This window comes from Streptomyces aurantiacus (genome assembly GCF_027107535.1).
GTDB lineage: Bacteria > Actinomycetota > Actinomycetes > Streptomycetales > Streptomycetaceae > Streptomyces.
The window spans coordinates 1,949,446-1,962,317 of sequence record NZ_CP114283.1 but is presented as its reverse complement, the minus strand read 5'-3'; the positions used below and the strand labels follow the sequence as shown (position 1 = coordinate 1,962,317).

The 12,872-nt window shown below is 71.3% G+C and carries 11 protein-coding genes; 4 read left to right on the top strand and 7 right to left on the bottom strand.

The window, feature by feature from the left end; all coding sequences use genetic code 11:
• Positions 1-196 precede the first annotated feature (196 nt).
• Positions 197-1,381, top strand: a complete 1,185-nt coding sequence (nadA, locus tag O1Q96_RS10330; protein ID WP_217455354.1) for a quinolinate synthase NadA — start codon at positions 197-199, stop codon at positions 1,379-1,381.
• A gap of 164 nt (positions 1,382-1,545) precedes the next feature.
• Here nadA and O1Q96_RS10325 read toward each other — a convergent pair whose 3' ends face one another.
• The 5 genes from O1Q96_RS10325 to O1Q96_RS10305 all read right to left on the bottom strand — a co-directional run bounded on the left by O1Q96_RS10325 (position 1,546) and on the right by O1Q96_RS10305 (position 8,194).
• On the bottom strand, positions 1,546-4,686 hold the full coding sequence (locus O1Q96_RS10325) for an efflux RND transporter permease subunit (protein WP_269247878.1): 3,141 nt from the start codon (positions 4,684-4,686) through the stop codon (positions 1,546-1,548).
• Positions 4,687-4,851: 165 nt separating this feature from the next.
• Positions 4,852-5,532, bottom strand: a complete 681-nt coding sequence (locus tag O1Q96_RS10320) for a response regulator transcription factor (protein ID WP_217455352.1) — start codon at positions 5,530-5,532, stop codon at positions 4,852-4,854.
• A complete protein-coding gene (locus O1Q96_RS10315; protein ID WP_269247877.1) occupies positions 5,529-6,914 on the bottom strand; it encodes a sensor histidine kinase in 1,386 nt (461 codons plus the stop codon). The genes O1Q96_RS10320 and O1Q96_RS10315 overlap by 4 nt, the downstream gene beginning before the upstream one ends.
• Before the next feature lie 173 nt (positions 6,915-7,087).
• A complete protein-coding gene (gene pspAA / locus O1Q96_RS10310) occupies positions 7,088-7,366 on the bottom strand; it encodes a PspA-associated protein PspAA (protein ID WP_217455350.1) in 279 nt (92 codons plus the stop codon).
• A gap of 33 nt (positions 7,367-7,399) precedes the next feature.
• Positions 7,400-8,194 carry a PspA/IM30 family protein gene (locus tag O1Q96_RS10305; protein ID WP_269247876.1) on the bottom strand — a complete coding sequence of 265 codons (795 nt, stop codon included), beginning with the start codon at positions 8,192-8,194 and terminating at the stop codon, positions 7,400-7,402.
• Between the two features lie 279 nt (positions 8,195-8,473).
• Here O1Q96_RS10305 and O1Q96_RS10300 point away from each other — a divergent pair, with 279 nt between their 5' ends.
• The gene (locus tag O1Q96_RS10300; RefSeq protein WP_217455348.1) at positions 8,474-9,097 is read left to right on the top strand and encodes a DUF3043 domain-containing protein; all 624 of its coding nucleotides are present in this window, start codon (positions 8,474-8,476) and stop codon (positions 9,095-9,097) included.
• Between the two features lie 83 nt (positions 9,098-9,180).
• A complete protein-coding gene (locus O1Q96_RS10295) occupies positions 9,181-9,882 on the top strand; it encodes a class I SAM-dependent methyltransferase (protein WP_269247875.1) in 702 nt (233 codons plus the stop codon).
• A 153-nt stretch (positions 9,883-10,035) separates the two neighbouring features.
• Here the strand turns inward: O1Q96_RS10295 and O1Q96_RS10290 are convergent, their stop codons facing one another.
• Complete coding sequence (locus tag O1Q96_RS10290) at positions 10,036-10,248, bottom strand: hypothetical protein (RefSeq protein WP_269247874.1); 213 nt, start codon at positions 10,246-10,248, stop codon at positions 10,036-10,038.
• A gap of 216 nt (positions 10,249-10,464) precedes the next feature.
• Here O1Q96_RS10290 and O1Q96_RS10285 point away from each other — a divergent pair, with 216 nt between their 5' ends.
• Positions 10,465-11,664 (top strand): bifunctional adenosylcobinamide kinase/adenosylcobinamide-phosphate guanylyltransferase, encoded by a 1,200-nt coding sequence (locus tag O1Q96_RS10285; protein WP_269247873.1) that lies wholly within the window; start codon positions 10,465-10,467, stop codon positions 11,662-11,664.
• On the opposite strand, the gene O1Q96_RS10280 is transcribed toward O1Q96_RS10285, so the two are convergent.
• On the bottom strand, positions 11,648-12,838 hold the full coding sequence (locus O1Q96_RS10280) for a class I SAM-dependent methyltransferase (protein WP_269247872.1): 1,191 nt from the start codon (positions 12,836-12,838) through the stop codon (positions 11,648-11,650). The genes O1Q96_RS10285 and O1Q96_RS10280 overlap by 17 nt on opposite strands.
• Positions 12,839-12,872: the final 34 nt, after the last annotated feature.

The window sequence follows — 12,872 nt, the reverse complement described above, 5'->3', positions numbered from 1 at the left end:
CCGCCGCGATTCCGGCCCACTTCCGCCCCGCTTCCGGCGGACCCCACGGGATTCACGTCACATGGACGTTATGGACATCGTCAACGTGACGTGAAGCGGTTATGATAGATAACGTCATTTCGACGAAAAGGCGTGTCCTGCTCGGTCGTTCCAGTCGGTCGGCCGAGCGAGCCGCAGAACAGAAAGGGTGCGTGTCGTGACCACCGCCCAGACCCAGGAACTCGACGTACAGCCGACGCCCCTCGCCCTGCTGCTCCTCGGCCGTGAGGCCGACCCGCGGAGCGAGCGCGGCGTCGACTGTCCCGGTGACCTGCCCTCGCCGTCCGACCCGGACCTGGTGGAGCGCGCCCGCGCCGCCAAGGAGAAGCTCGGGGACAAGGTCTTCGTGCTCGGCCACCACTACCAGCGCGACGAGGTCATCCAGTTCGCGGACGTCACGGGGGACTCCTTCAAGCTCGCCAGGGACGCCGCCGCGCGCCCCGAGGCCGAGTACATCGTCTTCTGCGGTGTGCACTTCATGGCCGAGTCGGCGGACATCCTGACCTCCGACGACCAGCGGGTGGTCCTGCCGGACCTGGCCGCCGGGTGCTCGATGGCCGACATGGCCACCGCCGAGCAGGTCGCCGAGTGCTGGGACGTGCTGACCGAGGCCGGGATAGCCGAGCAGGTCGTGCCCGTCTCGTACATGAACTCGTCCGCGGACATCAAGGCGTTCACAGGCAAGCACGGGGGCACGATCTGCACGTCGTCCAACGCCAAGAAGGCGCTGGACTGGGCGTTCGAGCAGGGCGAGAAGGTGCTGTTCCTCCCCGACCAGCACCTGGGCCGCAACACCGCCGTGCGGGACATGGGCATGTCGCTCGACGACTGCGTCCTGTACAACCCGCACAAGCCGAACGGCGGGCTGACCACAGAGCAGCTGCGGGACGCGAAGATGATCCTGTGGCGGGGGCACTGCTCGGTGCACGGCCGCTTCTCGCTCGACTCGGTGAACGACGTGCGGGAGCGCATCCCGGGCGTGAACGTCCTCGTGCACCCCGAGTGCCGGCACGAGGTCGTGGCCGCCGCGGACTACGTGGGCTCCACGGAGTACATCATCAAGGCGCTGGAGGCGGCTCCGGCCGGCTCCAAGTGGGCCATCGGCACGGAGCTGAACCTCGTCCGCCGCCTGGCGAACCGGTTCGCCCCCGAGGGCAAGGAGATCGTCTTCCTCGACAAGACGGTCTGCTTCTGCTCGACCATGAACCGGATCGACCTTCCGCACCTGGTCTGGACCCTGGAGTCGCTGGCCGAGGGCAACCTCGTCAACCGCATCGAGGTGGACCGGGAGACTGAGCAGTTCGCGAAGCTGGCGCTCGAGCGGATGCTGGCGCTGCCGTAGGGCGCGCCCTTCTGGGGGCTGCTGCCGGTGCTGCCCCCAGCCCCCCGCTGTCGGCCCCGCGGCCTTGTCCTTGAGCGGCGGACGGGCCGAAGGGCTCTGTCCGCCGGTTCTTCGTGGCTGATCGCGCAGTTCCCCACGCCCCTTGAAGGGGCGCGGGGAACTGTCTACAGCTGAGCGCCGGCCGGTTCCGGCTCGTCCGAGGCGGACGACGCCGGCCGGTCGGGAACCCCGGCCCTGGCCGCCTGCTTCGCCGCCTTCTTCTTCGCGCGGCGCTCCTTGCGGAGTTCGACCATCGCGTAGAGCGTCGGCACCAGGAGCAGGGTCAGCAGCGTCGACGTGATCAGACCGCCGATCACCACCACCGCCAGGGGCTTGGCGATGAAGCCGCCCTCGCCGGTGATGCCCAGAGCCATCGGCAGCAGGGCGAAGATGGTCGCCAGGGCCGTCATGAGGATGGGGCGCAGGCGGTGCCGGCCGCCTTCCACCACGGCCTCGACAACGCCGTAACCCTGCTTGCGGTACTGGTTGATCAGGTCGATCAGCACGATCGCGTTGGTGACGACGATGCCGATGAGCATCAGCATGCCGATCATCGACGGCACACCCATCGGGGTACCTGTGAGCACCAGCAGACCGATCGCGCCCGTCGCCGCGAACGGGATCGAGACGAGCAGGATCAGCGGCTGGATCAGCGACCGGAAGGTCGCCACCAGCAGCATGAAGACGATCGCGATCGCCGCGAGCATCGCGAGGCCGAGGGACGCGAACGCGTCGTCCTGATCCTCGGAGACCCCGCCGATGGCGGCCGTGGCACCGGCCGGCAGCTTCAGCTCGTCGAGCTTGGCCGTCAGGTCGGCGCTGACCGCGCCGGTGTTGTCGCCCGTCGGCTTCGCCGTGATCGTGGCCGCGCGCTGACCGTCGATGCGGGTCATCGACACCGGGCCGTCGACCAGCTCCACCGTCGCGATGTCACCGAGCTTCACCGCGCCGAGGTTCAGGTTCTTCAGCTCGGACAGCGTCTCGGCCGGCTGCGCCGACTTGATGACCACGTCCCGCTCGGTGTCGTCCAGGATGGCCTTGCCGCTGGTGGTGCCGCGCACGGCCTGGCCGACGGCCGCGCCGAGCGTGGCGTCGTCGAACCCGGCGGCGGCCGCCTTGTCGTTGGCCCGGACCGAGATCCGCGGCACGGACTGGGCGAGGTCGCTGGTGACGTCGGTGACGTCGTCCAGCTCGGCGACCTCGTCCCGGACCTTCTCCGCCGCCTCGCGCAGTACGCCGGCGTCGGCGGACTTCACCACGACGCTCAGGTCCTGGCTGCTGAACCCGTCACCGGCCGCGACCGTCGTCGTACCGATCCCGGAGAGCCCGCCGAGCCCTTCCTCGATGCGGTCCTGGACATCGTCGAAGGAGGCCGAGTCGGCGACCTTGACGGTGTAAGAGGCCTGGTTGGTGTCCGTGCCCCCGCCGAACGCGGCCAGGAATCCGGAGGAGCCGATCGTGACCTGGTAGTCCTCGACGCCCTTGACGCCGGCGAGCATCCGTTCGACCTTCTTGGCCTGGGCGTCGGTCGCCGCCAGGCTGGTGCCGGGCTTCAGCTCCTGCTTGACCGTGAGGACCTCCTGCTCGCCCTGGTCGAAGAAGTTGGTCTTCAGCAGCGGCGCCATGCCGAACGTACCGACAAGGACGACCACCGCGATCGCCACGCTGGTGAGGCGGCGACGGGTCGCGAAGCGCAGCACGGGAACGTAGAAGCGCTGGAGACGGCTGCGCGCCTCCTTCTCCTCGGCCTTGCGGCGTGCCTCCTGCGGGTCCGCCCCACGCACGTCCTTGGGAGCACGCAGGAACCAGTACGAGAGCACCGGTACGACCGTCAGCGAGACGACCAGCGAGGCCAGCAGGGCCGCCGTGACCGTCAGGGAGAACGAGCCGAACAGTTCGCCGACCATCCCGCCGGTCAGACCGATGGGCAGGAAGACCGCGACGGTTGTCAGCGTCGAGGCGGTGACCGCGCCCGCGACCTCCCGTACGGCCTTGAGGATGGCCTCCTCGCGCTCCTCGCCGTAGCCGAGGTGCCGCTTGATGTTCTCCAGCACCACGATCGAGTCGTCGACGACCCGGCCGATGGCGATGGTCAGCGCGCCCAGCGTCAGGATGTTGAGCGACTCGCCGCGGGTCCACAGCACGATCAGCGCGAGGACGACCGACAGCGGGATGGAGACCGCGGTGACCAGCGTCGAACGGAGCGACGCCAGGAAGACCAGGATGACGAGGACCGCGAAGACGAGCCCGAGGCCGCCCTCGGTGGTCAGGCCCTTGATGGACTTGGAGACGGCCGGGCCCTGGTCGCTGACGACCGTCAGGGTGGCGCCGGATCCGAGGTCCTTGCGCAGGCCCGGCAGCTTGTCCTGGACCGCGTCCGAGACGGCGACCGCGCTGCCGTCGTGGTCCATGGTGACGGAGACGGCGAGGCTGGGCTTCCCGTCGGTACGGGTGATGGACTCCGTCTTGGCGGGCTTCTCCTCGACGGTGGCGACGGCGCCGAGGCGTACGGGCTTCTTGCCGCCCTCGCCGGTGACCATCAGGTCCTCGATCTGGCGCAGCGAGGTGAATCCGCCGCCGACCTGGACCGTGCGGTTGCTGCCGTCCTCGTCGAAGGATCCGGCCGGTACGGTCGCGCCGCCCGCCTGGAGGGCCTGGCCGAGGGCGGCCGGGGTGAGTCCCGCCTTCGCCAGCTTCGCGTCGTCGGGCGTGACCGCGACCTCCAGGTCCCGGACACCGTCGACCGTGACCTGGCCGACGCCGTCGATGTCCTTCAGCGCGGGCACGACGGTGCGGTCCAGCTGGTCCGAGAGGGCCTGCTGGTCCTTGCCCGAGGTGACGGCGAGGACGACGGTGGGTATGTCGTCGGTCGAACCGGCGACGACCTGCGGGTCCACGTCGTCCGGCAGCTGGGCGCGGGCGCGGTTCACGGCCTGCTGGACATCGGCCACGATCCGGGCGGAGTCGTTGCCGTAGTCGAAGGAGGCCATGATCAGGGCGTTGCCCTCGCTGGCCGTGGAGGTGACACCGGAGATTCCGTCGACCGCTTCGAGGTTGTCCTCGATGGGCTCGACGACCTGCTTCTCGACCACGTCGGGGGATGCGCCCTGGTACGGCGCCAGGACCGACACCATCGGCAGTTCGATGGTGGGCAGCAGTTGCTGCTTGAGCTGCGGGATCGCTATCGCTCCGAAGGCGAGCGCGATGATCGACATCAGCCCTATGAGGGCACGCTGAGCGAGGCTGAAGCGGGACAGCCAGGACATGGGCGGCGGGTCTCTCTTCTGTGGCTTGGGGCTGTGGAGCGGAAGAACGGGCTCATGTGAGCGTCCGCCTATCACTCTGAGCCATGCGCGAGGCCCCTCCCCTCGCCCCCAGGTCCCGTTTACTTATGCGGCGCATACCGCGACCGCAGTACGTGCGGGTGGAGCTCACTCCACCCTTGGGCGTACCAGTCCCGACTCGTACGCGATCACCACGAGCTGGGCCCGGTCGCGTGCTCCGAGCTTGGCCATGGCCCGGTTGACGTGCGTCTTGACCGTGAGCGGGCTGACCTCCAGCCGCTCGGCGATCTCGTCGTTGGAGTGCCCGCCGGCGACCTGGACGAGGACTTCGCGCTCGCGGACGGTCAGCGCTTCGAGCCGTTCGGCGCGCGCGGGGTCCCGGTCGTCGTCGGCGTCTCCCTGCGCGAGGAACTTCGCGATCAGTCCCTTGGTGGCCACCGGCGACAGCAGCGCATCGCCGCCCGCAGCGACGCGGATGGCGTTGAGCAGTTCCTCCGGCTCGGATCCCTTGCCGAGGAAACCGGAGGCTCCGGCCCGCAGCGACTGCACCACGTACTCGTCGACCTCGAAGGTCGTCAGCATGACGACCCGCACCTGGGCGAGGCCCGGGTCGGCGCTGATGAGCCGGGTCGCGGCCAGCCCGTCGGTGCCGGGCATGCGGATGTCCATCAGGACGACGTCGGCCCGCTCCTCGCGCGCGAGCCGCACGGCCTCCGCACCGTCCGAGGCCTCTCCGACGACTTCCATGTCGGGCTCCGAGTCGACCAGGACCCGGAACGCGCTGCGCAGCAGAGCCTGGTCGTCGGCGAGCAGGACACGGATGGTCATGCGGGGTTCCCCCTGGCTGCCTTGTTCGTGGACGCGGTGGACGCGGTGGACGCGGGACCGCCGGACGCGGCCGCGTCCCTGCCGGTGGTGGCCGGGGAGGCGGCCGGCGTGGTCCCGGCCCGGGAGCCGGCCGCGGTGGACGCCGTACCCCCGGTGCTCCCGGTACTCCCGGCGCTTCCCGTACCGCTCTTGACCGGCAGGATCGCATGCACCCGGAAGCCGCCCCCGTATCGGGGTCCCGCGGTGCAGGTGCCGCCGAGCGCGGTGACCCGCTCGCGCATGCCGAGGAGCCCGTGGCCGCCGTTCTCCTCCAGGCGGGCGACGGCGTCGTCGCCGGGGCCGTTGTCCAGGACGGTGATCTCCACGTTCGGTCCCACGCGTACGACGCTCACCTCGGCCTTCGCCTCCTGGCCCGCGTGCTTGCGCACATTGGTGAGGGCTTCCTGGATGATCCGGTACGCGGCCAAGTCGACGGCGGCGGGGAGGGTCGTGCCGTGGTCGGTGCGGGCCACTTCGACGGGCAGGCCCGCGCTGCGGAACGTACCGACGAGCTCTTCGAGGCGGTGCAGGCCGGGCGCCGGTTCGGTGGGGGCCTCGGGGTCACCCGACTGTCTCAGCAGGCCGACCGTGGCACGGAGTTCGTTGAGCGCGGAGCGGCTGGCCTCGCGGACGTGGGCGAGAGCCTCCTTCGCCTGGTCGGGACGCTTGTCCATGACATGCGCGGCGACTCCGGCCTGCACGTTGACGAGGGCGATGTGGTGGGCGACGACGTCGTGCAGGTCGCGGGCGATGCGCAGGCGTTCCTCCGCGACACGGCGGCGGGCCTCCTCCTCGCGGGTGCGTTCGGCCCGCTCGGCGCGCTCTCTTATGGCGTGCACGAAGTCGCGGCGGCTGCGGACCGCGTCTCCCGCGGTGGCGGCCATGCCGGTCCAGGCGAAGACGCCGAGGTTCTCCTGGGCGTACCAGGGCTGGGGGCCGGCGAGCATGGCGATGCCGGTGAGGACCGTCATGGTGAGGAGGCCGACCCGCCAGGTGGTGGGGCGGTCGGTCGCCGCGGCGACCGTGTAGAGGGCGACGACGGCGGACATCGCGACGGGGGCCCTGGGGTCGCCGGTCACGAACTCCACGACGGACAGCGCGCTCGTCGCGGCGAGGACCTTCATGGGGCTGCGGCGGCGGAAGACCAGCGCGCCGGCCGCGAGCAGTGTGAGGACGATGCTGAGGGGGTCGGGGGTGCGGATGTCCCAGGCGGGATGGTGCCGTCCGTTCGGCTCCGCGAACGCGCCGGCCACCATGCACGCGAGGACGGCTGCCGCCAGTGCTCCGTCGACCACCAGGGGGTGGGACCTCAACCAGTCCCGGGCGCGCGTCAGTGTGCTCACACCTGTTTACGGTACGGGGCTTTCGGCGCTGTCACGGGGGACGGTCCCGAACCCTCGCCCGAGCTTCTCCCGCGGGCCCGGTCGGACGGCTCTCCCAGTGCCCGCGCCCCAGGGACGGATGTCCGGGGGCGGAACACAGGGAACAGGAAGGGGCGGCCGGGGCGAGAACCCCCTCAGCCCGGGATCAGGCCGTCGTCGCTGAGCATCTCCCGGACCTCCGACAGTGTCGCGTCGGGGGACGGGAGGATGAGCTCGGAGGGTTCGAGGGAGTCGTCGGCAAGGGGGACGCCCAGACGGCGTACCGCGTCGAGCAGCGCTCCCAGCGTCCGCCGGAAGCCCTCCTCGTCACCGGACTCCATCTCCGCGAGGAGCTCGTCGTCCAGCTTGTTCAGTTCGGCGAGGTGACCGTCGTCCAGCCTCGCCTGTCCCTCCCCCATGATCCGTACGATCATGACGCCCTCCTCGGCGTGGGACGCTGCCCGCGGCTACTGCTTGTCGAAGCGCGGGGTGTCCTGCGGCTTCTGCTGGGACTGAGTCTGACCCGGACCGCCCTCGATCGCCTGCTGGGACGAGGGGCCCCCGGCCAGCTCGGCCTTCATGCGCTGGAGCTCGAGCTCCACGTCCGTGCCGCCGGAGAGCCGGTCGAGCTCGCTCTGGATGTCGTCCTTGGCGAGCCCGGAGTGGTCGTCGAGAGCGCCGGAGGCGAGCAGCTCGTCGATGGCACCGGCCCGCGCCTGGAGCTGCGCGGTCTTGTCCTCGGCCCGCTGGATGGCCATGCCCACGTCGCCCATCTCCTCGGAGATGCCGGAGAAGGCCTCTCCGATCCGGGTCTGCGCCTGGGCGGCCGTGTACGTCGCCTTGATCGTTTCCTTCTTGGTGCGGAAGGCGTCGACCTTCGCCTGGAGGCGCTGGGCGGCGAGGGTGAGCTTCTCCTCCTCGCCCTGGAGGGTCTGGTGCTGCGTCTCCAGGTCGGTCACCTGCTGCTGCAGCGCGGCACGGCGGGACAGGGCCTCACGGGCCAGGTCCTCACGGCCGAGCGCGAGCGCCTTGCGCCCCTGGTCCTCCAGCTTGGAGGACTGGCCCTGCAGCTGGTTCAGCTGCAGTTCCAGGCGCTTGCGGGAGGTCGCCACGTCGGCGACTCCGCGGCGCACCTTCTGCAGCAGTTCGAGCTGCTTCTGGTACGAATAGTCGAGGGTTTCGCGCGGGTCCTCGGCCCGGTCAAGGGCCTTGTTCGCCTTCGCGCGGAAGATCATCCCCATACGCTTCATGACACCGCTCATGGGCTTCGCGCGCCCCCTTCTGACGGACTTCCAGCTCCAGCGACTGCAACAGAACCCACAGTACGGGCCCTGCATCCATTACCGCACTGTTCGGGGACGGATGCGCTCATCCCCAAGGACGACTGCTGACGATCCCGCTCCGGCGTAGGGAGTAGGTGACCCCCGGGGTTCGTGCGGGGGTCGGCCGGGAGAACCTCACACCACCACCCCTTTTCGGACCGCTCTGTCCCCCTGGAGACGACCGGTGTTGCCGGATCGTTCCCCACAGGGCTGACGTCCATGCCTCCGTACCCATTACCCTTGGGTTTTGTGTTCCGTAGCCGTGCCAAGGATGAGAAGGCCCCCGCCGACAAGGCGCTGACCGACTCCACTCAGACCCGTGACCCGCAGGCCCCCAAGGGTCGGCCCACGCCCAAGCGCAGTGAGGCCCAGTCCCAGCGGCGCAGCGTGGCCAATACGCCGACGACGCGCAAGGAGGCCGCCAAGCGACAGCGTGATGATCGCCGTGCCCACATGGAGAAGCAGCGCCAGGCGCTGGCCAGCGGCGACGAGCGCTATCTGCCCGCCCGTGACAAGGGCCCCGTGCGCAAGCTCGCGCGGGACTTCGTCGACTCGCGGTTCTGCATCGCCGAGTTCTTCCTGCCGCTCGCCGTGGTCATCCTCGTTCTGAGCATGGTCCGCATCCCGCAGCTGCAGAACGTGGCGCTGCTGCTGTGGCTCTTCGTGATCGTGCTGATCGTGGTCGACTCGGTCGGTATCGCGATCCGCCTGAAGAAGCAGCTGAACACGCGCTTCCCCGACGAGGCCAAGCGTGGCGCGGTCGCCTACGCGCTGATGCGCAGCCTCCAGATGCGCCGCCTCAGGCTGCCGAAGCCGCAGGTCAAGCGTGGAGAGCGGCCCTGAGCGCGGCATCTTTCACGGGGGGCGCGGCACAGGCCTGGCTGAGCAAGCTGGGCGGCCTGCGTGATGTCGTACGGCAGGAACTGGTGGCCCGGCAGCTCGACGAGCAGATAGCCGGGCGGTTCCCCGTGGGGCAGCGGCTGCGCGTGCTCGACGTGGGCATGGGCCAGGGCACGCAGGCGCTGCGGCTGGCCCGGGCCGGCCACCAGGTGACCGGGGTCGAGCAGGACTCCACGATGATCGCGGTGGCCCGCGAGGCCCTCGCCTCCGAGCCGGAGGGCATCCGCGGCCGGGTGCGGCTCGTCGAGAGCGACGGGCGGGACACCGGGGTCCACTTCCTGCCCGGCAGCTTCGACGTGGTGCTGTGCCACGGCGTACTCATGTACGTCGAGGAGCCCGACCCGCTGCTGGCGGGGCTCGCGCGGATGCTGGCCCCCGGCGGACTGCTGTCCCTCCTCGTGCGGAACGCCGACGCGCTGGCCATGCGGCCGGGGCTGGCCGGCGACTGGGCGGGCGCGCTGGCCTCCTTCGACACCGGCTCGTACACGAACCGGCTCGGGCTCGACGTACGGGCCGACGGGCTGGACACCCTCACCGGCACCCTGGCCGGGATCGGGGCGCCGCTGCACGCCTGGTACGGGGTGCGGGTCTTCACGGACACGGCCGCCGACGACGCGGTGGTGCCGGACGACGTGGACGTCCTGCTGGCCGCCGAGGAGCGGGCCGGGCGGACGGATCCCTACCGCCGGGTGGCAGCGCTGCTGCACCTCTGCGGCGTACGCGGCTGACGACCTCTCCGCCAGGGGCGGGCCGTGGTCGACGGGCCGCCGAAGGAACCGAGGACGACGGCGTGGCCCGTGACCGACGGGTCGCACGGCCGGGCGGCGAAGAGGCCGCGGCCGTCGCACGGTCGCGGCCTCTCACTCGAACGGGCTACGAGCCTAGGAAGCCTCGGCGTGCAGGCTCATCGGGCCGTAGATCTCCGTGGCGTCCTCGAAAATGCGGACCTGGTCCGCTCCCCCTTCGGCCAGCTCCTTCCAGTGCTCGCCGAGCCAGGACTCGGCGTCGCCCTGGGTGGTGAACTCCTCGGGCTGGACCGCGGGCTGGACCTCTGTCCCATCGGCCTTCTCGAACCGCCACGTCCATGCCGCCATGTCAGCCTCCCAAAAGTACCGAGCAAGATCGGGCTCCTGGCGCCAGCCTAGGGGCTCCGCCGGTCGTCCGGTGTTCAAAGGTGCAGGTCGAGAACTGTGGGGTGCCGGTGCCGGGCGGACGGGGACCGCTCGCGCGACGTCCCGCGGCCCAGAAGAAGCGCGCCATTGTGCACCCCTGACGGGCACGAGCCGCGCAGACACGGAAAAATCGGCTCCGTGGAAGTGACTCTGCTTGGTACCGGCGGGCCCATGGGGCTGCCCAGGCCCGACTGTTCGTGCGCCGTCTGCGCGGTGGCGCTCGGTGAGGGCGCCCGGGCGGCCGCCGCCCTGCTGGTGGACGGGACGTTGTTGCTGGATCTGACGCCCGGGGCGGCCTTCGCGGCGGCCCGGGCCGGGCACTCGCTGAACGGGGTGCGACAGGTGCTGTTGTCGCACCCCCATGACGGCCCCGCCGTGGAGGTGCCGGCGGGGCTGCCGCAGCCGGGGCGGGTGCCGGACGGGCGCGAGCTCACCCTGCTGACGGGGCATCGGGTGCGGGCGCTGCCGATGGACGCCCCGGGCACCGGGTACGCGGTCACGGGTCCGGACGGGCAGCGGCTGCTCTATCTGCCGCCGGGCGCGGCCCCGGCGGGCCTGGACGAGACGGCCGAGATGTACGACATGGTGGTCGGGGACGTCGTCGGGCGGCCGGACGCGCTGGCCCGGCTGAGGCTGGTCGGAGCCGTCGGGCCCGCCACGGACGTGATCGCGGTGCACCTCGACCACGACGTGCCGCCGGGCCGTGAGCTGGGGCGGCGGCTCGCGGCCGCGGGGGCACGGGCCGTGCCGGACGGCACGACGCTGACCGTGGGGGTGTACGAGGACGTGCCCGACGTGCCGCGCCGGACGCTGGTGCTCGGCGGGGCGCGCTCCGGGAAGTCGGTGGAGGCGGAGCGACGGCTGGAGGCCTTCCCGGACGTGCTGTACGTGGCGACGGGCGGCGCGCGCAACGGGGACGGGGAGTGGGCGGCCCGGGTGCACGCGCACCGCGAGCGGCGTCCCGGCTCCTGGCGTACCACCGAGACCTGTGACCTCGTACCGGTCCTGAAGGAGGACGGGCCGCCGGTGCTCATCGACTGTCTGTCCCTGTGGCTGACAGACGCCATGGACTCGGCGGGCGCGTGGGACGACGACGAGTGGGCGGGCGGCGGCGAGCGCGCGCTGCGGGCGCGTGTCGAGGAGCTGACGGCCGCCGTCCGTGAGACCCGCCGCACGGTGGTCGCCGTCTCCAACGAGGTCGGTTCCGGCATCGTCCCCGCCACCCCTTCCGGCCGTCGCTACCGCGACGAACTGGGCCGCCTCAACACGGCGTTCGCCACCGAGTGCGAGCACGTGCTGCTGGTGGTGGCGGGACAGGCGCTCACGCTGAAGGGCTGAGAGGCTCGCCAGGCCCGCGCTCCGGGCGGGGCCCGGGCCGGCGGGACGGCTCGCGCGCGTTCTTGCGGGCGATGATCCGGTACGCGTTCGAGAAGCGTGTGCGGCGCAGGAGCGGGGCCAGGGCGTGGTCCAGCACGAAGGCGGAGGCGAGCAGCGGGGTGGTGGCCCGGGTGAGCGCCGTCCGGAGGGTGCGCTGGAGGTCGGTGGGCGGCGAGGGCCGCCAGGGCTCGTCCCCGCCCGGCAGCCGGTTGCCGATCGCGAGGGCCAGGGCGCCGGTCAGGTCGTAGGGGACGTGCGGTTCGCGGCGGTCGGTGGAGACGACCGTGCAGCCCAGTTCGTCGAGTTCGTCGAGCAGGTTGCGCAGGGGAATGAGGTGGAGGTGCTGCGGCTGGCAGTACGACACCCACCACTTGCCCAGCAGCGCGCCGAACGCGCAGTCGGGGTCCGGGACTTCGACGAGGAGATGCCCGCCGGGGCGCAGCACGGCGAGCGCGGCGCGCAGTTCCACGCGCGGGTCCGGGCTGTGCTCCAGGTGGTGGAACATGCTGACCACGTCGTAGCGGGCACGCAGCCGCTCGACCAGGTCGGGCAGCAGGCCGCGGTGCGCCTCCTCGACCCGGCCCGCGGCCCGGGCCTTCTCGACGCGCGCGGTGGGGTCGAGCCCGTCGAAGGCCGTGTAGGTGTACAACTCCTTGGCCGCCGCCGGGAAGTGGCCGTGGCCGGTGCCGACGTCCAGCCAGCTCTCGGGCTCCGGGAACGGGAGCATCGCGCGGGCCGCGGCCTCGTGGCGCCTGCGGCCGGCGCGGGCGCGCAGGATCCGCTCGGCGAAGCTCTCGTGCTCCTCGCCGTTCTCCCGGCTCTCGTGGTTCTCGTAGAAGTCCCGGTAGTAGAAGGCGAGGCCCTCCGCGGTGAGGCGGGGGTTCTGGAAGGCGTGGGCGCAGTCCTCGCACTCGTCGACGACGAAGGTGCCGGGCTTGTGCTGGAGCAGGTCGGGGGTCCGCAGCCGGGTGCGCAGCCGCCGCGAGCCGCACCAGGGGCAGTCGGGCCTGCGCGGTTCGTGGAAGCGGTCGGTGCCCCGGGCGAGTTCGCCGAGATACACGGCACGGCGCTGGGCGACGGTCGGCCGTGCGGGGGGTGTGACGGGCGTGGGGGGTGTGGGGGGTGTGGGGGGCATGGTCTGTCTGCTCCTGCCGGTCCGACGGGGTAAG

What these genes read in the sequence shown, in the direction of transcription:
- O1Q96_RS10320 (WP_217455352.1), bottom strand. Translation starts at nt 5,532, where the DNA reads ATGACCATCCGTGTCCTGCTCGCCGACGACCAGGCTCTGCTGCGCAGC.
- O1Q96_RS10290 (WP_269247874.1), bottom strand. Translation starts at nt 10,248, where the DNA reads ATGGCGGCATGGACGTGGCGGTTCGAGAAGGCCGATGGGACAGAGGTC.
- O1Q96_RS10280 (WP_269247872.1), bottom strand. Translation starts at nt 12,838, where the DNA reads ATGCCCCCCACACCCCCCACACCCCCCACGCCCGTCACACCCCCCGCA.
- pspAA (WP_217455350.1), bottom strand. Translation starts at nt 7,366, where the DNA reads ATGATCGTACGGATCATGGGGGAGGGACAGGCGAGGCTGGACGACGGT.
- O1Q96_RS10325 (WP_269247878.1), bottom strand. Translation starts at nt 4,686, where the DNA reads ATGTCCTGGCTGTCCCGCTTCAGCCTCGCTCAGCGTGCCCTCATAGGG.
- O1Q96_RS10300 (WP_217455348.1), top strand. Translation starts at nt 8,474, where the DNA reads ATGCCTCCGTACCCATTACCCTTGGGTTTTGTGTTCCGTAGCCGTGCC.
- O1Q96_RS10305 (WP_269247876.1), bottom strand. Translation starts at nt 8,194, where the DNA reads ATGAGCGGTGTCATGAAGCGTATGGGGATGATCTTCCGCGCGAAGGCG.